The following is a 22,506-nucleotide window of genomic DNA, read 5'->3' on the forward strand; positions in this document are numbered from 1 at the left end:
GTCAGTGCACCTTGAAGTGGTCGAAGGGTTCGAGGCAGGCGCGGCATTCGAACAGCGCCTTGCACGAGGTGGAGCCGAAGTGGGAGACCTCGCGGGTGTCGAGGGAGCCGCACCGCGGGCAGCGCACGCTCAGCGCGAGCCGGATGGGACCGGTCGACACCGCGGCGCGGCCGGACGGCGGAGCGATGCCGTACGCCGCGAGCTTGGCCTTGCCAGCATCCGACATCCAGTCCGTCGTCCAGGCAGGCGAGAGGACGAGCCGCACCTCGACCTCGTCGAACCCGGCGGCGGTGAGCGCGAGGATGACGTCGTCGCGGATCGTGTCCATCGCCGGGCAGCCGCTGTAGGTCGGGGTGATGTCGACCCGCACGCGATCGCCGTCGGCCTCGACCGCGCGGAGCACACCGAGGTCCTCGATCGTGAGGACGGGCACCTCGGGGTCGGGGACCGCAGCGGCGATGCGCCAGGCATCCTGGGTCGGAGTGAGGGTCACCATGACGCCCCCGGATGCCGCCGTGCGAGCACCTGCATCTCGGCGAGGATGTGGCCGAGCGGCGTCGCGTGGGCACCGTGTCGTCCGCCGGCGGAGGATGCCGCGACCGCCGGGACCGACAGCTCCGCCTCGGCGAAGACCGTGTCGACCACGCCGTCGAATCCGGCGCGGAGGCTCGAGGGGCGCGCCGCCGCGTCACCGAGGCGGTCGATCAGGTCGTCGTCGCGGAACAGCTCGTCGACATACGGCCAGACGTCGCCGATCGCGCGGACGATCCGGGTGCGGGACTCCTCGGTGCCTCCGGCGAGGCGCAGCATCCACTGCACCGCGTGGTCGCGGTGGTAGTCGACCTCTTTGAGGGACTTCTCCGCGATCGCCGCGAACGTCTCGTCGCTGCTCGCCCGGAGGGCCGAGTACAACTCGAACATGTAGGTCGCCACCACGAACTGCCGGGCGATCGTCTGGGCGAAGTCGCCGTTGGGCTGCTGCACGATCCAGGCGCAGCGGAACCCGGGCTCGTCGCGGAAGAAGGCCAGGTCGTCTTCGCTGCGCCCGTCGTACGACCCCGCGTAGTGCAAGAAGGAGCGCGCGTGCCCGAGCAGGTCGAGGGCGATGTTCCCGAGGGCGACGTCTTCTTCGAGCTCGGGGGCCCGCGAGATCCAGGCGCCCAATTGCTGGGAGAGGATGAGCGCGTCGTCACCGAGGCGCAGCGCGTACTCCGCGATGTCGGCCGATGCCGCGACCGCGCCGGTGCCCGAGAGCTCCTGCGAGAGGCGGAGCTCATCGACCGAGACGTCACCGTGGACGTCGATGTCCTCGTGCGCGGTGTTCGGGTGTGCGGTGCTCACAGGTGCGGCACCCCCTCGGAGGCCGTGTAGTACACGGCATGGCGGTAGTTCTTGCCGGCGGGACTCTCGAAGTAGGCGCCCTTGGCATCCGGATCGCTCGTCGTGATCGCCTCTGCCGGCGCGACCCAGATCGACACGCCCTCGCCGCGACGCGTGTAGAGGTCGCGCGCGTTGCGGATCGCCATCTCGGCATCCGGGGCGTGCAGTGAACCGACGTGCACATGGCTCAGTCCGCGGTTCGCGCGGACGAACACCTCCCACAGCGGCCAGGGTTCGCGTTCGTCGGCTCCCGGAGTCGCCATCACGCCACCGCCTTCGTCTTCAGGGACTGCTTGCGTGCATACTCGGCCGCGGCCTCCCGCACCCAGGTGCCCTCTTCATGCGCGGTGCGACGACGCTCCAGCCGCTCGGCGTTGCACGGACCGTTGCCGCGCAGTACTTCGAAGAACTCGTCCCAGTCGATCTCGCCGATCACGTACTGCCCGGTCGCCTCGTCGAAACGCAGGTCGGGATCGGGCAGGGTCACGCCGAGGATCTCGGCCTGCGGCACGAGCATCCCGACGAAGCGCTGACGCAGCTCGTCGTTCGTGAAGCGCTTGATCTTCCACTTCATCGACTGCGCGGAGTTCGGGGACTGGTCGTCGGGCGGCCCGAACATCGCCAGGCTCGGCCAGTACCAGCGGTTCACGGCATCCTGTGCCATCTCGCGCTGCTCGTCGGTACCGCGCATGAGGGAGAGCAGGATCTCGAAGCCCTGGCGCTGGTGGAACGATTCCTCCTTGCAGACCCGCACCATCGCGCGTCCGTAGGGGCCGTACGACGCCCGGCACAGCGGGACCTGGTTGCAGATCGCCGCCCCGTCGACGAGCCAGCCGATGGCGCCCATGTCGGCCCAGGTGGGGGTCGGGTAGTTGAAGATCGACGAGTACTTGGCCTTGCCGCTGATGAGCTGGTCCATCATCTCGTCGCGAGTGGTGCCCAGGGTCTGCGCGGCGGAGTAGAGGTAGAGGCCGTGGCCCGCTTCGTCCTGCACCTTGGCCATCAGGATCGCCTTGCGCTTGAGGCTCGGGGCGCGCGTGATCCAGTTGCCCTCCGGCTGCATGCCGATGATCTCGGAGTGCGCGTGCTGGGAGATCTGGCGCACCAGGGTCTTGCGGTACGCATCGGGCATCCAGTCGCGCGGCTCGATGCGCTGCTCGTTCGCGATGAGCTCGTCGAAGAGACGTTCCTCATCGGAGATCTCGCCCACGAGGGACAGGTCTGCGGGACTGGTCATCATCGACTCCTCGGCATCAGGTCATCTTTACTGACCGATCGTTAGGTAATTCTGACACAGCGGATGGCCGGTTTCAAGACGGCCCTGAGGGCGGCTCAGTGCGAGCGGGAGATCAACTCCAGCAGAGCGCGCCCATATGCTTCGGACGGATCAGGATGCTCGAAGACCGAAGTGGCGTCCGCGATCTCGATCTCGACCCGGAAGGTGTCCTCGACGCGCGACAGCGAGCGGAACGTGCCGCGCAGCAGCTCGCGCAGCTGATCCTCCCGCGGCAGCCACACCGCGTCGGCGAGCGTCACCGCGTCGAGCGCCCACTCGGTCGTGCCGTTGAAGGCGAGGTCGGTGCCGCTCGGGGTCTGTCTGGCCTCGATCGTCATCTCGCTGACCGTGAAGATCTCGGCCTCGGCCTCGAGCTCGACCTCATCGGGGAGATCGAGCTGGAAGCGGTCGCCCTCCGCCGGGTGCCAGACGAGTCCGGCCTCTCGAAGGGTGACGGCGAGCTCGCGAGTGATCATCCCTTCACGCTAGACGACGGAGGATCGCCCGGGATGCGAGCGGGCTGGGGATGAGGGGCCGGTCGTGTCGGCGGGGTGAGGCAGAGTGGGGGGATGACCTCCCTCGCTCCTGCCGACACCCGGGGCGCCGCGCTCGCCGCTCTGCGCGAGCTCGTCGGGCGCCCGGATGCCGACTTCCACGACGGCCAGTACGAGGCGATCGAGGCGCTGGTCGAAGGGCGCCGGCGTGCGCTCGTGGTGCAGCGCACGGGATGGGGCAAGTCCGCGGTGTACTTCGTCGCGACGCTGCTGCTGCGACGTCAGGGCGCGGGACCGACCGTGCTCGTCTCGCCGTTGCTGGCGCTCATGCGCGACCAGATCGCCGCCGCCGAGCGGGCGGGAGTGCGTGCGGTCGCGATCAACTCGACCAACGCGCATGAGTGGTCCGACGTGCTCGCGCAGCTCGATCGCGACGAGGTCGACGTGCTGCTGGTGTCTCCCGAGCGGCTCAACAACCCTGCCTTCCGCGAGCAGCAGCTGCCGGCGCTCGTGCGTCGCATCGGGATGCTCGTGGTCGACGAGGCGCACTGCATCAGCGACTGGGGCCACGACTTCCGCCCCGACTACCGGCGGCTGCGTGATCTGATCGCGCAGATGCCGGCGGACGTGCCGGTGCTCGCGACCACCGCGACCGCGAACAGTCGGGTCGTGGCCGATGTCGCCGAGCAGCTCGGCAGCCTCCAGGCGGGCGAGGGCGACGCGGCGCCCGTGCTCACGATCCGCGGGCCGCTCGCGCGGACCTCGCTGCGTCTCGGCGTGCTACGGCTGCGCGACTCGGCGAGCCGCCTGGCCTGGCTGTTGAGTCACCTCGACGACCTGCCGGGGTCCGGCATCATCTACACGCTGACCGTCGCCGCGGCGGTCGACACGGCCCGGCTGCTGCGTGATCACGGGCACGACGTCCGCGCGTACACCGGGCAGACCGACACCGACGAGCGCGCGGAGTCCGAGGGGATGCTCAAGCGCAACGAGGTCAAGGCGCTGGTCGCGACCAGCGCCTTGGGCATGGGGTTCGACAAGCCCGATCTGGGTTTCGTCCTGCACCTCGGTGCCCCATCCTCGCCTGTGGCCTATTACCAGCAGGTCGGCCGTGCCGGTCGAGCGAGCGAGAGCGCCGACGTGCTGCTGCTCCCCGGCGTCGAGGACCGCGACATCTGGCACTACTTCGCCACCGCGTCGATGCCCGACCGGGAGCGGGCGGAGCGGGTGATCGGCGCGCTCGGCGATGCGCCGATCTCGACGCCGGCACTCGAGGCGATGGTCGACATCCGGCGGACGCCGCTCGAGCTGCTGCTCAAGGTGCTCGACGTCGACGGTGCGGTGCGACGCGTACAGGGCGGCTGGGTCTCGACGGGCGAGCCCTGGACGTACGACGAGGAGCGCTACGAGCGCATCGCCGCCGAGCGCCTCGCCGAGCAGCAGCACATGATCGAGTACGAGCAGACCGACGGATGCCGCATGGAGTTCCTGCAGCGCTCGCTCGATGATGACACGGCCGCTCCCTGCGGGCGATGCGACAACTGCGCGGGCGGATGGTTCCCCCGCGAGATCGGGGAGTCGGCGACCACCCAGGCCGCGGAGTCGCTCGACCGGGTCGGTGTCCCGATCGAACCTCGTCGTGCTTGGCCCACCGGTGCCGATCGGTTGGAGGTGCCGGTCAAAGGCCGCATCCCCGCCGACGAGCAGGCGGGCGAGGGGAGGGCGCTGGCCCGACTCACGGATCTCGGGTGGGGAGGGGCGCTGCGCGAGCTCTTCGCCGCGGGGGCGACGGATACCCCGGTGACGCCGCAGCTGCTGCAAGCCTGCATCCGGGTGCTCGCCGGGTGGGGCTGGGACGAGCGGCCGGTGGCCGTGGTCGCCCTGCCGTCGCGGTCGCATCCGCTACTCGTCGACTCGCTCGCGCGCGGCCTCGCCGACGTCGGACGACTGCCCTATCTGGGGGCGCTCGAACCGGTCGGCGGCGGCCCGACCGGCCAGCCGGGCGGGAACAGCGTGTTCCGCCTCGGCGGCCTCTGGGATCGGTTCAGTGCCGAGCACCTCGACGTTCCGGCGGGGCCGGTGCTTCTCGTGGACGACCTGGTCGACAGCCGGTGGACGATGACGGTCGCCGCCCGGGTGCTACGGCAGGCCGGCGCGACGCAGGTGCTGCCGTTCGCGCTGGCATTGCGCGGCTGAGTCAGGGCCGGACCGGCGATCGGCGTCAGTCGTCGGCGGGCGCGATGCGGGGCGGCCACGAGGTCGCTCCGAGTTCCCGCGAGATGTTCCTGGCGGTCTCGCGCAACGCGTTCATGATCGCGTCGGAGGCCGGCGTCTGCGATGTCGGCAGCACGACCGCTACCGCCGCGACGATGTCGTTCGAGGCGTCGGCGACGGGGGCGGCGAGCGAGGACTCGCCCAGCACCGCTTCATCGAACTCGCCCGCGGTGCCGCGCTCCGCGATCGCCGGCAGCTCCAAGGTCAGGCGGGCGACGTCGGTGATCGTGTCGCCCGTGAGGCTGCGTAGCGGCTGCTCGAAGACGCTCTGCTGGAATCCCTGGTCGTAGGCGAGCAGCACCTTGCCCATCGCGGAGGCGTGCGCGGGGATGGCGACGCCGGTCTCGAGCATCTGCTGGCTGTCGTCGGGACGAAGGTTGTGGTGGATGACGAGCACGTCGGTGAAGTGGGGGGCGCCGAGCCGCACGGAGAGGTCGGTGCGACGAGCGAGCTCCTGCGTCCAGCGCATGGCCCGCGCGCGCACGTCGAGGGTGTCGAGGTACACGTTGCTCAGGCGCAGCAGCGTCGGCCCGAGCATGTAGCGCTGGCCACCGCGCTCCTTCGCGACGAGGCCGTGCGAGCGCAGCGACTTCACGATCCCGTGCACGGTCGACGGCGGCAGGCTGAGGGCTGCGGCGAGGTCGGTGATGCCGAGGTGGCGTGCTCCCTGGAGCAGTTCGAGGATCTTCGCCGCGCGGTCGATCGCCTGGATCACGGGGGAGCCTCCTTCCGGTGCGTCGTCGAGCCGGTGCGTGTGCCGCCGGTCTTCAAGATGATCTTGACAACCCGGCAGGCTCCGAGCATATTCGACATTAACGAATTGCTTTCGGATTGCGCGAAAGAAATCCCGAGGATCAAAGGAGATCGAACGATGAAGAAGCTCATCAACGCCCCCGAGGACGTTCTCGTCGAATCCCTGAAGGGGGTCGCGCTCGCTCACCCCGAGCTCTCCGTCGACCTGGAGAACCACGTCATCACGCGGGCGACGCCCAAGGCGCAGGGCAAGGTCGCGATCGTGTCCGGCGGCGGTTCGGGCCACGAGCCCCTGCACGGCGGCTTCGTCGGCACCGGGATGTTGGATGCCGCCGTGGCCGGCGAGGTCTTCACCTCCCCGACGCCGGACCGTGTCCAGGTCGCCACCAAGGCCGTCGACCGCGGGGCCGGCGTGCTCCACATCGTGAAGAACTACACCGGCGACGTGCTGAACTTCGAGATGGCCGCCGAGCTCGCCTCCATGGAGGGGATCGAGGTGGGCAGCATCACGGTAGACGATGACGTCGCCGTGCAGGATTCCCTGTACACGGCAGGTCGCCGCGGCGTGGGTCTGACTGTGCTGCTCGAGAAGATCGTCGGTGCCGCCGCGGAAGAGGGCCGCGACCTCGCCGCTGTCGTGGAACTCGCCAAGAAGGTCAACGGCCAGGGTCGCTCGATGGGCATGGCGCTCACCAGCTGCACGGTTCCCGCCGCGGGCAAGCCCACCTTCGACCTCCCCGACGACCAGATGGAGATCGGCATCGGCATCCACGGTGAGCCCGGTCGTCATCGCGAACCGCTCGCTCCGGCATCCGACATCGCCCGGCAGCTGGTGGAGCCGATCCTCGCCGACATCGATGCCGCGGGCCCCGCGATCGTGATGCTCAACGGCATGGGCGCGACACCGCTGATCGAGCTGTACCTGATGTACGCCGAGGTCGCGGCGATCCTCGAGAAGTCCGGGGTGCAGATCGCGCGGAACCTGGTCGGCAACTACATCACCTCGCTCGACATGGCGGGCTGCTCGGTCACGGTGCTCAAGGCGGATGACGAGCTGCTGCGCCTGTGGGACGCCCCGGTGAACACCCCCGGCCTGCGGTGGGGTGCGTGATGGCGGCTGTCGACACCGCTGTGCTCGCCGACTGGGTCTCCCGTTTCGGCGCGGCTGTCACGGAGAAGCGTGACTGGCTCACCGAACTCGACTCGGCGATCGGCGACGCCGACCACGGCGCGAACATGGCCCGCGGGATGAGCGCGGTGAGCGAGAAGCTCGGGGCGAGCACTCCGGCCACGGTCGATGAGCTGCTGAAAACCGTGGGCATGACGCTGGTGAGCTCCGTGGGCGGGGCGAGCGGACCGCTCTACGGCACGTTCTTCCTGCGGATGGGGATGGCGGCCGGTGCCGTGTCGGAGCTCGACGGGCCGGCGCTCGCCGCCGCCCTGCGCGCAGGACTCGACGGCATCGTGGCGCGAGGGAAGGCCGAGGCGGGCGACAAGACGATGTTCGACGCGATGGCTCCGGCCGTCGATGCACTCGACACCGCGCTCGCCGGAGGTGCGTCTGTCGTCGATGCCGCGAGGACCGCAGCGGATGCGGCCGCGGCCGGCCGCGACGCCACGCTCCCGCTCGTCGCCCGAAAGGGCAGGGCCAGCTATCTCGGCGAACGCAGCGCCGGGCACCTCGATCCGGGAGCCGCATCGACGGCGATCCTGTTCGACACGCTCGCCGCAGCGGTGGAGGGCAGCGCCGGATGATCGGCATCGTCGCCGTCTCCCACAGTGCACGGCTCGGGGAGGCGGCCCTGGAGCTTGCCCTGCAGATGGTGCAGGGCGGCGGGGTGCGCGTGCAGGTCGCCGCCGGCGCGGGAGTGGACGGCGACGGCACGCCGATCCTCGGGACGGATGCAGTGGCGGTGGCCGCCGCGATCGACGAGCTCGCGGCGGACTGCGACGGCGTCCTGGTCCTCATGGATCTCGGATCGGCCGTGCTGAGTGCCGAGCTCGCACTCGAGCTGCGTGCGAGTGACGTGCCCGTGCGCCTCGTGCCGGCTCCGTTCGTGGAGGGGCTGCTCGCCGCGGTCGTCTCCGCCGCGGCGGGGGGCGGGCTGGACGCGGTCGCGGCGGAAGCGACCGCCGCACTCGGCGCGAAGACCGGGCAACTCGGGGTGCCTGACGACGCGGCGCCGTCGCCCGACGCCGAGCCCACATCCGGTGTCGCAGAGGATGGGGGGCCGACCGGCGAGGAGATCGTCCGACGGGTGCGGGTGCGCAATCCGCTGGGCATCCATGCGCGCCCCGCCGCGCTGATCGCCGAAGCCTCGGCGGGGGCCGATGTGCGGCTGCGTCGTCTACCCGACGGTCCCGACGCGCCGGCCGCGAGCCTCTCTCGACTGCTGATACTCGGGGCTCGGCAGGGCGACGAACTGGAGCTGGTCGCGCGCGGCCCGGAAGCCGACGCGGTGCTGGAGAAGCTGTCCGCGCTGTTCGACGACGGCTTCGGCGAGGGGACGGACGAAGCAGCACCGACGGCGGCTGCGGCGGCCTCGGGATCCACCGCCCCGCTCTCCGACGCCCCGGCGCCCGTCATCGCGTCCGGCGCGGTGTTGCGGGGCCGCGGTGTCAGTCCCGGTCGCGTGGCCGCACCGCTCGTGCACCTCGCGCCGGCGGTCGGCGAACCGGAGGCGGGCGAGGTCGTCGCTTCGGCCGACCGCGACGCCGAGGTCTCGGCGATCGAGTGGGCCGCCGTGGCCGTGGCGGATCAGCTGCGCGCACGGACGTCTCAGGCGACGGGGGAGACCAGGGCGATCCTCGATGCGTCGCGCCTGCTGGCCTCCGACCCCGAGCTGGTCTCGGAGGCGACGGCGCTCGTCCGGTCGAAGGGCCGCAGTGCGGCGCGCGCGATCTGGGAGACCGCAGCGGCGCACGAGAAGGGTGTCGCCGCGCTGGGAGGCCGGATGGCGGAGCGTGTCGCCGACATCCGCGACGTGCGGGACCGGATCATCGCCGAGATCCTCCAGGTCGACATGCCCGGGGTGCCCGAGCGCGATGAACCGTTCGTGCTCGTCGCGACCGACCTCGCGCCCGCCGACACCGCGGCCCTCGCCGGAGGGCACTGCGTCGCGCTCGTCACCGAGCAGGGCGGGCCGACTTCGCACACCGCGATCATCGCGCGATCGCTCGGTCTTCCCGCCGTCGTCGGCGTCACCGGCGCGGTCGGCATCCCGGTCGGCTCGATGCTCCTCGTCGACGGCGGGCGCGGCACGGTCGAGGTCGATCCGCCCGCCTCCCGCGTCGCCGAAGCAGAGGCCGCCGCGACCGCCGTGGAGTTCGACGGATCCGGGCGTCTCGCCGACGGGCACCGCGTGGCCCTGCTGGCGAATGTGGGCGGTGCTCCGGATGCCGTGAACGCCGCGGCGGCACGGGCGGAGGGCGTCGGCCTGTTCCGCACCGAGTTCTGCTTCCTCGACCGGACCGAAGCGCCGACGGTCGAGGAGCAGACCGCCGCCTACCGCGGTGTCCTGGCCGCATTCCCCGATCGCAAGGTCGTCGTGCGCACGCTGGACGCGGGGAGCGACAAGCCCCTCCCGTTCGCGAACTCCGACGAGGAGGACAATCCGGCGCTCGGCGTGCGGGGACTCCGGATCGCGCGCCGCCGGCCGCAGCTGCTCGCGGACCAGCTGCGCGCGCTCGCGCTCGCCGCCACCGCGGAGTCGGCCGAGGTCGAGGTGATGGCCCCGATGGTGGCCACCGTCGAAGAGGCCAGGGAGTTCGCCGATCTCGCGCGTGCGGCGGGGATCGGCCGCGTCGGCATCATGATCGAGACACCGTCGGCGGCACTTCTCGCCGCCGAGCTGTTCGAGGTGGTCGACTTCGTGAGCCTCGGAACCAACGACCTCGCGCAGTACACGCTCGCCGCCGATCGGCTGCTCAGCGACCTGGGTGATCTGAACGATCCGTGGCAGCCCGCGGTGCTGCGCCTGATCGGCGTGGTCGGAGCGGCGGGGCGTGCGGCGGGGAAGCCGGTGGGTGTCTGCGGAGAGGCGGGTGGGGACCCGACCCTCGCTCCGGTGCTCGTGGGGCTCGGGGCCACCTCGCTCTCGATGACCCCGAGGTCGCTCGGACGAGTCGCGGAGGCGCTCCGTGATGTGACCGAGGAGGGGTGTCGTCGCGCCGCCGAGGCCGTGCTCGAGGCCGCCACCGCGGACGAGGCCAGAGCCGTGGGCGCCGCCGCTCTGCAGCGTGCCGATGCTCGGTGATCGCACCGCATATGCGTGCTCCGGCATGTGCAGAATCTCATTCTGATCGCGACGTGGAACGAGCGCCTCAGATGCCCGGGGCGAGGCTCTAGGCTCTGCTGCACGGGGGTGCGCCGATGCCGGCGCCGAGTGTGGATCGGAGTGGGACATGTCGCGGTCGAGGACGTTCGTGCAGGGCCTGATCGGTGTGGTCGCGGTCGGGGCATTGGCGGCTCTTTCCGGGTGCGCTCCGACTCCGCAGTCCACGCCCACACCCGAGCCCACGGCCGCGCCGGAATCCCCGGCTCCCGACCCGTATGCCGGACCCATCGCCTTCGTCGGCGACGAGCTGGACTGGTTCCTGCTGAGTGCCGAGGAGATCTCCGGTCTGCTTCCCGATGTGGGTGACGTCAGCCCGGCGGTGCCCTCCCTGATCCAGGTGTCCGACGGGGGCGGCTACGAGCCGGATCCCTCCATCTGCAACGCGGTCTACGCCGAAGCCTCGCTGGGCTCCATCGGTGCACGGTCCGTCACGTGGACGACGACCGTTTCCGAAGGGCGAGACGGCTGGCTCCACGTGATGCAGTTCGCCGATGAAGCGGCCGCCACGGCGCGCATGGACCAGTACGCCCAAGCCGCGGAGCAGTGCGGTGAGTTCACCTTCGGCGGGGCGCCTTCTTCCTTCGCCTCGTCGACGGCCGAGGGCGACGGGGGCGTCCGCGCCATCGCCGGATCCCTGGTCCTCACCTACCCGGGCGGCGACGGTCACTCCCTCTACAAGACCTACTCCTCGGTCGGAAACGTGGTCGTCGAGATGTGGCAGCCCTTCGCGGGCGAGCCCGCGTTCGACACGGAGGCCGCCGCAGCGCTGCTGCGCGATCGCGCGAGCGAGGCGCGGGCGAAGCTGATCGACGAGCTGACGGAGAACCCGCCCGTTCCCGTGGACGTCCCCGCCGCCGACGCCGCGGCGCCCTGGAGCGAGTGGGAGATCACGACGGCGGGGGTCGGCCCGGTGCGCCTGGGCGTCGAGCTCGATGAGGCCATCGCCGCCGTGCCCGGAGCTCGGGTCGCGGAGCCCGAGTGGCCGGGGGCGCCGACGCGATTGATCTCGGCCGATGGGTCGGCCTCGCTGGTGCTCTGGACGCAGGACGAGTCGACCGTCGTCGCCGGGGTCTCCGTCGGCATCGCGAACGTCGCAGGGGACCTGACCCACGATGGCGCGTCGCTTCCGTCCGCCGGCGGTGTGCGAGTCGGCGATCCCCTGAGCGCCGCGGCAGCCGCCTTCCCCGAGGGGACGGCACTGCGCATCGTCTCGTCGGGCGAGTACTTCTACGAGTGGTCCAGCCGCGAGGGCGTCGTGATGCGGTTCCGCCTCGATCGTGACTCGACGGCCGACGCAGCCGCGGTGATCACCGGCATCACGGTCGACGACGCCACGCTCGCTAAGCCGCTGGTCTTCGGCTGACCCGCGTGCGGCGAAACGCCGCGGACCACCCTTCTTTACTGACCGAGCGGTCAGTTAGTATGGGCCTGTCGGGCGCTGCTGCGGTGGCATCCGCGCGACGAGGAGGTCGACGATGACGGATGCGACGCCGCAGGCCACGGACGCCGTGCGCCCCAACCGCGCCATGATGGAGCGCGATCGTGCGTCCGCCTCGCTGGGCCTCGTCGTGGAACGCGATGATCCCGGACACGCCGTGGTCTCGATGCGCGTGCGCGACGACATGACCAACGGGTTCCACATCACCCATGGCGGCTTCGTCTTCGCCCTGGCCGACACGGCCTTCGCGATCGCCTGCAACGAGGACGATCGGGTCACGGTGGCTGCGGGCGCCGACATCTCCTTCCTGAAATCCACCGTCTCCGGACAGACGCTGACCGCGACGGCCGTGCGGCGCACCCGCAGCGGCCGCTCCGGCATCTACGACGTGACGGTCGTCGACGAACTCGGCGATCCGGTCGCGGAGTTCCGTGGTCGCTCGCGCACCACCGACCAGACCTACTGACCCCGTGCTGCCGCTCCCGGCCGACAGCGCGATCCGATGCGAGACTGTGGGGATGTCCGAGATGCAGAGCACGCGACGAGGCCGCCCCGGGTACGACCAGCAGGGCATCCTCGCGGTCGCCGTCGCCGCATTCAACGAGCACGGGTACGACGCGACCTCGATCGGCATGCTGGCCGAGCGGCTCGGCCTGTCGAAGTCGGCGATCTACCATCACTTCGGATCGAAGGACGAGATGCTCGACCTCGCCCTCGACGCCGCGCTCGGGGGGCTCGAGGCCGTGGTGGACGACCCGCTCCCGGCCACCGTCGATCGTGACGATTCCCGCGCGGTCGCCCGCCTCGAGCACGTCCTCCGGGGTGCCGTCCACGTGCTGGTGGACCAGCTCCCCGCCGTGACGCTCCTGCTGCGAGTGCGCGGCAACACCGATGTCGAGCGCCGTGCGCTCACTCGTCGTCGCGCGTTCGACCGCCGGATCACCGCGCTCGTCTCGGAAGCACAGGCCGAAGGAACGCTGCGCGCCGACATCGACGCCAGCGTCGTGGCCCGCCTGGCGTTCGGAATGATCAACTCGATCGTGGAGTGGTACCGTCCGGGCGGACGCGAGGGCGCGGACCGTCTTGCCGATGACGTCGTCGCCATCGCCCTCGACGGCCTGCGCCGACGATCCGACGATCCCGCGAGCGCCCCGGTCTCCTGACCGGCGCGCCCGCCGGGGATCAGGCGGCTGCGGCCTGCTCCTTCGCGACGAGGGTGAGTACGTCGTACGTGGCGACGATCTCGTCGCTCTGGTTCTTCAGCACCGCGTCCCAGCGCACCTCGCCGTACTCGTCGGTCTCGCGGGGAGTGATCTGCTTGGCGGTGAGCTCGACGCGGATCTCGTCGCCGGGGGAGACCGGGGTCAGGAAGCGCAGGTTCTCCAAGCCCGAGTTCGCGAGGACGGGACCGGGCGCCGGGTCGACGAAGAGGCCGGCAGCCCACGACACGAGCAGGTAGCCGTGGGCGACGCGACCGGGGAAGAACGGGTTCGCCGCCGCGGAGGCCTCGTCCATGTGCGCATAGAAGGTGTCGCCGGTGAACGCCGCGAACGTCTCGATGTCCTCGAGCGTCACCGTGCGCGAGCCGCTCGCGACCTGATCGCCGATCCGCAGCTCGGCCAGCGACTTACGGAAGGGGTGCACGCCGCCGCTCTCCTGGTACGGACGCGCCACCGTGCCCTGATGCCAGACCCCGGTGAGGGCGGTCAGCATCGCGGGGGAGCCCTGCACCGCGGTGCGCTGCATGTGGTGCAGCACCGCGCGGATGCCGCCGAGCTCCTCGCCACCGCCGGCGCGGCCGGGGCCGCCGTGCACGAGGTTCGGCAGCGGCGAGCCGTGACCCGTCGAGCTGCGGGCGTCGTCGCGATCGAGGAACAGCACTCGTCCGTTGTACGCGGCCATGCCGGTGGCGAGCGCGACGGCGACCTCGGGGTCGTGCGTGGCGACACTGGTGACCAGCGAGCCGCCGCCGCGCGCGACCAGGGCGCTCGCCTCGTCGAGGGTGCGATAGCCGACGATGCTCGAGACCGGGCCGAACGCCTCGATCTCGTTGACCGCCGCGCTCTCCGGGTCGGAGAAGCGCAGCAGCATCGGCGCGAGGAAGGCGCCATCCGGAGAGGGCCCCTCCGTTCCGTCGCCGTGCCGCACGTCCGGAGCGTCGGTCGAGCCGATGACCAGCTCGCCGCCGCCGTCCTGCAGCCGTGCCACCTGGCGCAGCACCTCGTCACGCTGCGCGGTCGAGGCCAGCGGCCCCATCGTGACGCCCTCCGCCCGAGGGTTGCCGAGCACGATGCGTTCGGACAGTCGTGCCCGCACCGCGCCGATCACGTCGTCGACGGCACCGACCGGCACGATCGCGCGTCGGATCGCCGTGCACTTCTGCCCGGCCTTGCTGGTCATCTCCGCCACGAGCTGCTTCACATACGCGTCGAACTCGGGCGTGCCAGAGACGGCATCCGTCCCCAGGATCGATGCGTTGATGGAGTCGGTCTCGCTCGTGAAGCGCACGCCGCCGGTCTGTACCGCATCGTGGGCGCGCAGCCCTTCCGCGGTCGACGCCGATCCGGTGAAGGCCACCAGATCGCCCAGTCGCAGTTCGTCGAAGAGACCGGGGACACTGCCCGAGACGAGCTGCAGTGAGCCCTCGGGTAGCAGGCCGGACTCGACCATGATCCGCACCATCGCCTCGGCGAGGTACCCGGTCGGCGTCGCGGGCTTCACGACGGTCGGCACACCGGCCAGGAAAGCGGGCGCGAACTTCTCCAGCGAGCCCCAGACCGGGAAGTTGAAGGCGTTGATCTGCACCGCGACGCCGGGGAGTCGGGTGTAGATGTGGCGCCCGAGGAACGAGCCGTCCCTGGACAGGTTCTCCACCGCGCCGTCGACGTAGACCTTCGCATTCGGCAGCTCCCGCCGGCCCTTGCTGGAGTAGGCGAACAGCACCCCGATGCCGCCGTCGATGTCGACCCACGAGTCCTGTGCGGTCGCGCCCGTGCGGCTCGAGATCTCGTACAGCTCGGCCTTGCGCTCCGTGAGCGCGAGCGCGAGCTGCTTGAGCCGCACCGCGCGCTGGTGGAAGGTCAGCTCACCGAGCGAAGCCTGCCCCGCGGTGCGGGCGTAGGCGAGAGCCGCCGAGAGGTCGATGCCCTCGGTCGACACGCGGGCGACGATCTCGCCCGTCGAGGCGTCGCGCACCTCGGTCGCCTCGGCGTCGGCAGCCGGCGACCACCAGGATCCCTGCAGGTAGCTGGGGAGGATCTCGGTCATGTCAGTTCCCTTCATGAGGCGTCCCATTCGTAGAAGCCGCGTCCGCTCTTGCGCCCGAGGTGCCCCTCGGCGACGAGACGGCGCAGCAGCGCCGGTGGTTCGAAGCGTTCGCCGAGGTTCGCGGCGAGGTACTCGGAGATGCCGAGCCGCACATCGAGCCCGACGATGTCGGTGAGGCGGAGCGGCCCGACCGGATGCTTGTAGCCCAAGGTCATCGCGGCGTCGATGTCTTCGGCGGAGGCGACGCCCTCTTCGAGCATGCGGATCGCCTCCAGGCCGATCGCGACGCCGAGTCTCGACGACGCGAACCCGGGGGCATCGGCCACAATGATCGGCGTCTTGCCGAGGGCGTGCACCCAGGCCCTCGCATCGTCGACGAGCGGGGGAGCGGTGGCCGCGCCGCGCACGATCTCGACGAGGGTGGACGCGGGCACCGGGTTGAAGAAGTGCATGCCGAGAAAGCGCGACGGGCGATCCAACACTGCGGCGAGCTCATCGATCGAGATCGACGAGGTGTTCGAGGCGAGGACCGCGTCGGGCCCGAGCTGGGCTTCGACGCGGGTGAGGGCGTCGACCTTGAGGGCCAGAACCTCGGGCACGGCTTCCACGACGAGGTCGCACGGCGCGAACAGCGCGAGATCCGTGCCGGTGTCGAAGCACGCACGGTAGGCGTCTCCCGGTTCGACCGCGGTGCCGCGGGTGATCGAGGCGTCGATGGAATCGAGCACGCGGTGGGCGGCTGCCGCGGCAGCATCCGCATCGCGTTCGACGACCGTCACGCGCGAACCCGCCAGCAGGAACGCGTGGGCGATGCCGGCGCCCATGCGCCCGCCGCCGAGCACCCCGACGTGCGCGGGAGCGTGGGGCGTGGCCTCGGTCATCGGTCTCTCCGTTCCAGGAAGTCGGTCATGCGTCGGAACTTCTCCGGGCTCTCGAAGAGCTCGGCCTGGGCTTCCAGGTCGGCGGCGGGGTGGCGGTCGCGGGGCTCGCGGAACACCCGTTTCGTCGCGATGGTGGCGGCCGGGTCGTTGCGGGCGATCCGGTCGGCGATCGCCTCGGCCGCAGCCAGCAGTTCCTCGGGGTCGTGGATCGCCGAGACGAGGCCGATGCGCAGCGCCTCCTCGGCCTTCACCGTGCGCCCGGTGAGCAGCAGCTCGATCGCCCTGGCATCGCCGACGATCTCCTTCAGCCGCCAGCTCGCGCCGGCCGCGGCGAGGATGCCGAGGCCCGTCTCCGGGTTGCCGATCGCGAGCGAAGGCGTGGCGATGCGGATGTCTGCCGCGTAGGCGAGTTCGGCGCCGCCGCCCAGGGCATAGCCGTCGATCGCTGCGATGACCGGCATCGGCAGCTCGGCGACCCGGACGAAGGCGTGCGCGTTGATGCCGCGCAGCGCGTCGGCGGCCCGGCGTTCGCGCAGCTCGGCGATGTCGGCGCCGGCCGCGAAGACGCCGTCGGCGCCGACGAGGATCAGGGTGCGCGGGGTCTCCTCGAGCTCGTCGCAGAGGAGGTGCAGGGCATCGATCGTGGCCTGGTCGATCGCGTTGCGCTTGTGCGGACGGTGGAGAGTGGCGACCACACGGTCGGGGTGCCGCTCGACGAGCAACGGCTCTTCGGGATTCGCCGGGCCGGGCATCACGCCTTCTCCAGGATCACGGCCGCACCCTGACCGACGCCCACGCACATCGTCGCGAGTCCGTACCGCGAGCCCTCGCGCTCCATGCGCCCGAGCAGTGTGACCAGCAGGCGGGATCCGGACGAGCCGAGCGGATGGCCGAGGGCGATGGCCCCGCCGTCGGCATTGACGCGCTCGTCGTCGAGGCCGAGCCGACGGATGGAGGCGATCGACTGTGTGGCGAAGGCCTCGTTGAGCTCGACGGAGCCGATGTCGTCGATGGTGAGTCCGGCGCGGCGGAGCGCCTTCTGCGTCGCGGGCACCGGGCCGAGGCCCATGACCTCCGGTGCGAGACCGGCACTGGTGCCGACGACGATCCGGGCGCGGGGCACGAGACCGTGGCGCTCGACCGCCTCGCCGCTGGCCACGACGATCGCCGAGGCTCCATCGTTGAGGGCGCTGGAGTTCCCGGCCGTCACGACCTGGCCGCCGGCGACCACGGGGCGCAGTCGGGCGAGCGCCTCGAGCGTGGTCTCGGGCCGTGGCCCCTCATCGATCAGCACCTCTCCGGCTGCCGTCGGCACTCCGACGATCTCGGGGGCGAAGCGTCCGGCGGCGATCGCGGCGGCGGCGCGCTGCTGCGAGCGGAGAGCGAAGGCGTCAGCCTCGTCGCGGGTGACCCCGTCGAGACGGGCGACCTCCTCCGCGGTCTCCGGCATCGTGTAGGTCGTCTTGTCGCGGGCGACGAGGCGCGGGTTCGGGAAACGCCAGCCGATCGAGGTGTCGAAGGCCGCGCCCGGTTTGGACCAGGCCTTCTCCGGCTTGGCCTGTACCCAGGGCGCACGGGTCATGGACTCGACGCCGCCGGCGACGATGAGGTCGGCATCGCCCGCGCGGATCGCCTGCGCGGCCATGGTCACGGCCGACATGCCCGAAGCGCAGAGCCGGTTCACCGTGATGCCCGGAACGCTGTCGGGGAGCCCGGCGAGCAGCACCGCCATCCGGGCGACATTGCGGTTGTCCTCGCCGGCCTGGTTCGCCGCCCCCAGGATCACCTCGTCGATGTCGATCTGCGTCGCATCGATGCCGGCCCGGCGCACCGCTTCGGCCACCACGATCGAGGCGAGGTCGTCGGGGCGGACGGTGGCGAGCACGCCGCCGTAGCGCCCGACCGGGGTGCGCGCCCCTCCGACGAGGAATGCCTCGGTCATGCGGATCTCCTGACTTCGTCGTCTCGGCGGGGGCTCGTCGCCCTCTCGCGCGGCCAGGAATTACTGACCGATCGTATGGTAATTATGGCACACGCGCCGCGTCGGCCCGAGGGGCTTCGGGCGGTCTCAGACCCGCACGAACGCGCGCAGCGGATGCTCGATGAGCTCGGTGACGCGCCGCAGGAATCCCGCCGCGTACCCGCCGTCGCACACGCGATGGTCGAACGCGAGCGACAGCTGCACGATACGACGCGCGACGATCGCCCCGTCGACGACCCACGGCCGCTCGATGATCCGGCCGATGCCGAGGATGGCGACGTCCGGGTGGTTGATGATCGCCGCCGAGCCGTCGACGCCCAACCCGCCGTAGTTGTTGAGGGTGAAGGTCGAGCCGCGCAGGCGTTCCGGCGGCATCGTGCCTGCTCTGGCCGTGGCGGTGAGCTCGCGCAGTGCCGCATCGAGCTGCTCCACGGTGAGCGCATGCGCACGGGGGACGACGGGGACCAGGAGTCCACGTTCGGTGTCCGCGGCGATCCCGAGGTTCACACCGTCGAACGCGATCAGCTCCTCGCCGCTCTCGTCGAGTCGCGAGGCCAGCACGGGGTAGTCCTCGAGGGCGAGCAGGACGAAGCGCGCGAGCAGTGCCGTGACCGAGGGGGCCTTGCCGCCCTCCGGGGCCATCTGCGCGCGGAGGTCCCATAGGGACGTGGCATCGACGTCGACCCAGACGGTGGCCTCGGGGATCTCGGTGCGACTGCGCGTGAGCTTCGCGCTGACCGCGCGCCGCAGCGGCGACATGCGCTCGCGGGAGACGACGTCGAGCCCGTCGACGGACTCACCCGTCCCGTTCGCGGCGCGGTGATGCGCGGCGGCGCCGTCGACGGCGTTCTCGACCGCGGCCTGCAGCACGTCGGCGCGGGTGATCGCCCCGTCGGGGCCGGTCGCGGCGATCGTGTGCACATCGAGACCGAGGTCGCGGGCGAGGCGACGGACGAGAGGGGAGCGCACGGCCACGGGGCGGCGGGCGGATGCAGCGAGGGCAGGGGTCGCGTCGGGGGCAGCGACGGCGGCGGCCTTCGGTGCGGGTGCCGATGCCGGTGCCGGTGCGGCCACCGGTGCCGGTGCGGTCGGGCGGTCGACTCGGACCGACGCGGCGGCCGGCCGTCGCCGCCCCTTCGTGGTGTGCGCCGTGGTGCCGTAGCCGATCAGCACGTTCCCGGATCCGGCGCGTTCCTCCTCGCGGTACGCCTCATGCTCGGGGGTGCTCGACGCTGCAGACCCGGCAGCATCCGGAGTCGTTCCCTCCGCCGCCGATGCCGATTCCGGGTCGGCGACCTCGAGCACCGGTGCACCGACGTCGATGGTGTCCCCGGCGGTGCCGTGGAGAGCCGTGACGACGCCGGCGAACGGCGACGGCAGCTCCACCACGCTCTTCGCGGTCTCGACCTCGGCGATCGGCTGGTCGGTCGTGATGGTGTCGCCCACCGCGACGAGCCACGTCACGAGTCCCGCCTCGGTCAGGCCCTCGCCGAGGTCCGGCAGGCGGAAGATGTGCGTGGACGGCTTCAGTGGGGCGCTCATACGTCGTCCTCCCAGTGCAGGGTGTCGATCGCATCGAGCACGCGGTCGACATCGGGCAGGTACCAGTGCTCGAGCTTCGGAGGTGCGTAGGGGGTGTCGAACCCCGTGACCCGTCGGACCGGGGCCGCGAGGTACTCGAAGCAGCGCTCGAACACGCGGGCCTGGATCTCCGAGGCGACGCTCACATATCCGGGGGCCTCGGCGATGACCACGGCACGGCCGGTGGACTTCACCGCGGCGGTCACGGTCGCGTCGTCGAAGGGGGAGAGCGAGCGCACGTCGACCACCTGCACGCTGCGCCCCTCGGCGGCGGCGACATCGGCGACCTCGAGTGCGAGCGGCACGGAGGCGCCGTAGGCCAGGAGCGTCACATCCGTGCCCTCGCGGGCGATACGGGCGGTGCCGAGTTCCGTGGTGATCGAGGTGTCGACTTCGCCCTTCGACCAGTACAGCTTCTTCGGCTCGAGGAAGATCACCGGATCCGGCGAGGCGATCGCCGCGCGCAGCAGCGAGTAGGCATCCTGCGGCGTCGACGGACTGACGACCGTGAGGCCGGGGGTGTGCGCGTAGTAGGCCTCGGACGAGTCGCAGTGGTGCTCCACGCCGCCGATGCCGCCACCGAACGGGATGCGGATCACCAGCGGCATCCGCATCCCACCGCGTGTGCGGTTGCCGAGCTTGGCGACATGGCTGACGACCTGCTCGAACGCCGGAAGTGCGAACGCGTCGAACTGCATCTCCACCACGGGGCGCATCCCGTTCATGGCCATGCCGACCGCGGTGCCGACGATGCCGGACTCGGCCAGGGGTGTGTCGAAGCAGCGCTCCTCGCCGAACCGCGCAGTGAGGCCGTCGGTGATGCGGAAGACGCCCCCGAGCGCCCCGACGTCCTCACCGAAGACGACCACATCCGGGTCGGACTCGATGGCGTCGGCGAGTGCTCTGTTCAACGCGGCGGCCATGGTCATGGTGGTTGCCGTGGGGGACTCGACCTCGGTGCGGGTGTCGTCGTGTGCGATCGTCATCGGTGGCCTCCGTTCGGGGTGATCTCTGCACTCGCATCGGCGAGGCGCGAGCGCTCGATCTCGTCCCGTAGCAGGTGCCATTGCTCGTCGAGCTGTGGCGAGCGTGTCGTGGTGACGAAGCGGAACAGGTCTTCGGGGTCGAGATCCGCGTCGGTGTTCAGCGCGGTCCGCATGGCCGCGGCGATCTCCTCGGCTCCGGCGGCGAACCGCTCCTCGGCCTCGGCGTCGAGGGCTCCGGTACCCGTGAGATGGGTCCGCAGGCGGAGCAGCGGGTCGCGGGCGGTCCAGGCCTGCACCTCATCGCGTTCCCGGTAGCGGGTGTCGTCGTCGGCGTTGGTGTGCGCCTGCATCCGGTAGGTGTGCGCCTCGACGAGCGAGGGGCCGCCGCCGGCGCGGGCGCGGTTCACCGCCTCGCCGAGCACGGCGAGCACGGCGGCGACGTCGTTCCCGTCGACGCGCTGTCCCGGCATCCCGTACCCGATCGCCTTGTGGGCGAGGGACGGCGCCGCGGTCTGCCGCGAGAGCGGGACCGAGATCGCGAACCCGTTGTTCTGCACGAAGAAGACGACCGGCACCTGGAAGACGGCGGCGAAGTTCATCGCCTCGTGGAAGTCGCCCTCGCTGGTGGCGCCGTCGCCGCACAGCGCGAGCACGACCGTGTCCTCGCCGCGGTGCTTGGCGGCCTGCGCGAAGCCGACCGCGTGCAGCAGCTGGGTGGCGAGCGGAGTGGCCTGCGGCGCGACCCGGTGGGCGCGCACGTCGTAGCCCGAGTGCCAGTCGCCCTTGAGGAGCACCATCGCGTCGGCGGGTTCGACTCCGCGGGCGATCACCGCGACCGAGTCGCGATAGGTGGGGAACAGCCAGTCCGTGCCTCCGAGCACCATCGCGGCGGCGATCTGGCACGCTTCCTGCCCGTGCGAGGACGGGTAGACGGCGAGGCGTCCCTGACGCACGAGCGCGCCGGCCTGGTCGTTGATGCGCCGGCCCTCGACGAGGCCGCGATAGGCGGCCAGCAGGGTGTCGCCGTCGGGGAGCGCGTAGTGCTCGTCCGCGACAGGCTGTCCGTCCGCATCGATCAGTTGCACCGCGGTGTCTCGCGGAAGCATGTCGGTGTGCAGCATGCGCTCGTCCTCCTTGGCGAACTCGGTGGGGACAGCTTGCCTCTGTGGGCGACAGTCATCCAAGATCATCCGCGAAATACTGGATGGAAGAGCGGCAGATGCGGCATTCTTGATCGAAGTGTCAGATTTTCTGGCCTGAGGAAGGGGTGTCATGATCGCGCTGGACGACACGGACCGAGCGATCCTCGAGGAGCTGCGTCGCGACGCGCGCTCGTCGATGACGGCGATCGCGGATGCCGTGCACATCTCGCGCGCCGGTGCGCACGCGAGGATCAAGCGCCTCACGGACGCCGGTGTCATCACGGGATACACGGTCCGCACGGATCCCGTCCTGCTCGGGCACCATGCGAGCGCCTACGTGACCCTTGCCATCGAGCAGGCGACGTGGCAGGCGGTGAGCGACCGGCTGCGCGCGATCCCCGAGATCGAGCACATGGCGCTCGTCGGCGGTGACTTCGACGTGATCCTGTTGGTGCGCGCCAACGACGCCCGCGACCTGCGTCGAATCGTGCTCGAGGACATCCAGGCGATCCCTTCGATCCGCTCGACCCGGACCACGCTGATCTTCGAGGACTACACGCGGGAGTAACGGGGACGCGGGCGCGTTCTGCGGTGCGGGTGGGTTCTGGGGCGTGGTCTGCGGCGGCGGGGTCTGCGGCGAGTGTGGACAAGTGTTGAGTCGGTGTTTCTGTGGAGGGCGTGTCGGTGTTTCGCGTGTTTCGGAATATTGCTCTGAA

Annotated in this window: 21 protein-coding genes; 8 read left to right on the plus strand and 13 right to left on the minus strand. The window is 70.9% G+C overall.

The window, feature by feature from the left end; translation table 11 throughout:
• Position 1 precedes the first annotated feature (1 nt).
• The 5 genes from paaD to CQ034_RS16285 form a co-directional block, all read right to left on the minus strand.
• Entirely contained in the window at positions 2–496 is a 495-nt protein-coding gene (paaD, locus tag CQ034_RS16265) for a 1,2-phenylacetyl-CoA epoxidase subunit PaaD (RefSeq protein ID WP_105711880.1), read from the minus strand.
• Entirely contained in the window at positions 490–1,341 is an 852-nt protein-coding gene (gene paaC, locus CQ034_RS16270; RefSeq protein ID WP_105711881.1) for a 1,2-phenylacetyl-CoA epoxidase subunit PaaC, read from the minus strand. The genes paaD and paaC overlap by 7 nt, the downstream gene beginning before the upstream one ends.
• Positions 1,338–1,643, minus strand: a complete 306-nt coding sequence (gene paaB / locus CQ034_RS16275; RefSeq protein WP_029262355.1) for a 1,2-phenylacetyl-CoA epoxidase subunit PaaB — start codon at positions 1,641–1,643, stop codon at positions 1,338–1,340. Before paaB ends, paaC begins: the two co-directional genes overlap by 4 nt.
• Entirely contained in the window at positions 1,643–2,617 is a 975-nt protein-coding gene (paaA, locus tag CQ034_RS16280; RefSeq protein ID WP_105711897.1) for a 1,2-phenylacetyl-CoA epoxidase subunit PaaA, read from the minus strand. Before paaA ends, paaB begins: the two co-directional genes overlap by 1 nt.
• A 95-nt stretch (positions 2,618–2,712) precedes the next feature.
• Complete coding sequence (locus CQ034_RS16285; RefSeq protein ID WP_105711882.1) at positions 2,713–3,132, minus strand: pilus assembly protein CpaE; 420 nt, start codon at positions 3,130–3,132, stop codon at positions 2,713–2,715.
• Positions 3,133–3,225: 93 nt separating this feature from the next.
• Here CQ034_RS16285 and CQ034_RS16290 point away from each other — a divergent pair, with 93 nt between their 5' ends.
• Positions 3,226–5,346, plus strand: coding sequence for a RecQ family ATP-dependent DNA helicase (locus CQ034_RS16290; protein ID WP_105711883.1), 2,121 nt, complete (start codon positions 3,226–3,228; stop codon positions 5,344–5,346).
• 25 nt (positions 5,347–5,371) lie between these two features.
• On the opposite strand, the gene CQ034_RS16295 is transcribed toward CQ034_RS16290, so the two are convergent.
• Positions 5,372–6,139, minus strand: a complete 768-nt coding sequence (locus CQ034_RS16295; protein WP_091034617.1) for an IclR family transcriptional regulator — start codon at positions 6,137–6,139, stop codon at positions 5,372–5,374.
• Between the two features lie 156 nt (positions 6,140–6,295).
• On the opposite strand from CQ034_RS16295, the gene dhaK reads away from it, so the two are divergent.
• The 6 genes from dhaK (at position 6,296) to CQ034_RS16325 (ending at position 13,115) form a co-directional block, all read left to right on the plus strand.
• Entirely contained in the window at positions 6,296–7,288 is a 993-nt protein-coding gene (gene dhaK / locus CQ034_RS16300; protein WP_029262361.1) for a dihydroxyacetone kinase subunit DhaK, read from the plus strand.
• Complete coding sequence (gene dhaL, locus CQ034_RS16305; protein ID WP_105711884.1) at positions 7,288–7,932, plus strand: dihydroxyacetone kinase subunit DhaL; 645 nt, start codon at positions 7,288–7,290, stop codon at positions 7,930–7,932. The genes dhaK and dhaL overlap by 1 nt, the downstream gene beginning before the upstream one ends.
• Positions 7,929–10,433 carry a phosphoenolpyruvate--protein phosphotransferase gene (ptsP, locus tag CQ034_RS16310; protein ID WP_105711885.1) on the plus strand — a complete coding sequence of 835 codons (2,505 nt, stop codon included), beginning with the start codon at positions 7,929–7,931 and terminating at the stop codon, positions 10,431–10,433. The genes dhaL and ptsP overlap by 4 nt, the downstream gene beginning before the upstream one ends.
• A 148-nt stretch (positions 10,434–10,581) precedes the next feature.
• Positions 10,582–11,877, plus strand: coding sequence for a sensor domain-containing protein (locus tag CQ034_RS16315; protein ID WP_105711886.1), 1,296 nt, complete (start codon positions 10,582–10,584; stop codon positions 11,875–11,877).
• A gap of 112 nt (positions 11,878–11,989) precedes the next feature.
• The gene (paaI, locus tag CQ034_RS16320) at positions 11,990–12,418 is read left to right on the plus strand and encodes a hydroxyphenylacetyl-CoA thioesterase PaaI (protein ID WP_105711887.1); all 429 of its coding nucleotides are present in this window, start codon (positions 11,990–11,992) and stop codon (positions 12,416–12,418) included.
• 52 nt (positions 12,419–12,470) lie between these two features.
• Entirely contained in the window at positions 12,471–13,115 is a 645-nt protein-coding gene (locus tag CQ034_RS16325) for a TetR/AcrR family transcriptional regulator (RefSeq protein ID WP_029262366.1), read from the plus strand.
• Between the two features lie 19 nt (positions 13,116–13,134).
• On the opposite strand, the gene paaZ is transcribed toward CQ034_RS16325, so the two are convergent.
• The 7 genes from paaZ to CQ034_RS16360 all read right to left on the minus strand — a co-directional run bounded on the left by paaZ (position 13,135) and on the right by CQ034_RS16360 (position 21,769).
• The gene (paaZ, locus tag CQ034_RS16330; RefSeq protein WP_105711888.1) at positions 13,135–15,219 is read right to left on the minus strand and encodes a phenylacetic acid degradation bifunctional protein PaaZ; all 2,085 of its coding nucleotides are present in this window, start codon (positions 15,217–15,219) and stop codon (positions 13,135–13,137) included.
• Positions 15,220–15,230: 11 nt separating this feature from the next.
• A complete protein-coding gene (locus CQ034_RS16335) occupies positions 15,231–16,100 on the minus strand; it encodes a 3-hydroxyacyl-CoA dehydrogenase family protein (RefSeq protein WP_105711889.1) in 870 nt (289 codons plus the stop codon).
• Positions 16,097–16,852 (minus strand): enoyl-CoA hydratase/isomerase family protein, encoded by a 756-nt coding sequence (locus CQ034_RS16340; protein WP_105711890.1) that lies wholly within the window; start codon positions 16,850–16,852, stop codon positions 16,097–16,099. The genes CQ034_RS16335 and CQ034_RS16340 overlap by 4 nt, the downstream gene beginning before the upstream one ends.
• Complete coding sequence (locus tag CQ034_RS16345) at positions 16,852–18,042, minus strand: acetyl-CoA C-acyltransferase (protein ID WP_105711891.1); 1,191 nt, start codon at positions 18,040–18,042, stop codon at positions 16,852–16,854. The genes CQ034_RS16340 and CQ034_RS16345 overlap by 1 nt, the downstream gene beginning before the upstream one ends.
• Positions 18,043–18,168: 126 nt before the next feature.
• Complete coding sequence (locus CQ034_RS16350; RefSeq protein WP_105711892.1) at positions 18,169–19,623, minus strand: dihydrolipoamide acetyltransferase family protein; 1,455 nt, start codon at positions 19,621–19,623, stop codon at positions 18,169–18,171.
• Positions 19,620–20,648 carry an alpha-ketoacid dehydrogenase subunit beta gene (locus tag CQ034_RS16355; RefSeq protein ID WP_105711893.1) on the minus strand — a complete coding sequence of 343 codons (1,029 nt, stop codon included), beginning with the start codon at positions 20,646–20,648 and terminating at the stop codon, positions 19,620–19,622. The genes CQ034_RS16350 and CQ034_RS16355 overlap by 4 nt, the downstream gene beginning before the upstream one ends.
• Positions 20,645–21,769 (minus strand): thiamine pyrophosphate-dependent enzyme, encoded by a 1,125-nt coding sequence (locus CQ034_RS16360; RefSeq protein ID WP_105711894.1) that lies wholly within the window; start codon positions 21,767–21,769, stop codon positions 20,645–20,647. The genes CQ034_RS16355 and CQ034_RS16360 overlap by 4 nt, the downstream gene beginning before the upstream one ends.
• Before the next feature lie 151 nt (positions 21,770–21,920).
• Between CQ034_RS16360 and CQ034_RS16365 the strand changes: the two genes are divergently transcribed.
• Positions 21,921–22,358 carry an Lrp/AsnC family transcriptional regulator gene (locus CQ034_RS16365; RefSeq protein ID WP_029262374.1) on the plus strand — a complete coding sequence of 146 codons (438 nt, stop codon included), beginning with the start codon at positions 21,921–21,923 and terminating at the stop codon, positions 22,356–22,358.
• Positions 22,359–22,506: the final 148 nt, after the last annotated feature.

The sequence above is a fragment of the Microbacterium sp. MYb45 genome, from assembly GCF_002979655.1.
GTDB lineage: Bacteria > Actinomycetota > Actinomycetes > Actinomycetales > Microbacteriaceae > Microbacterium.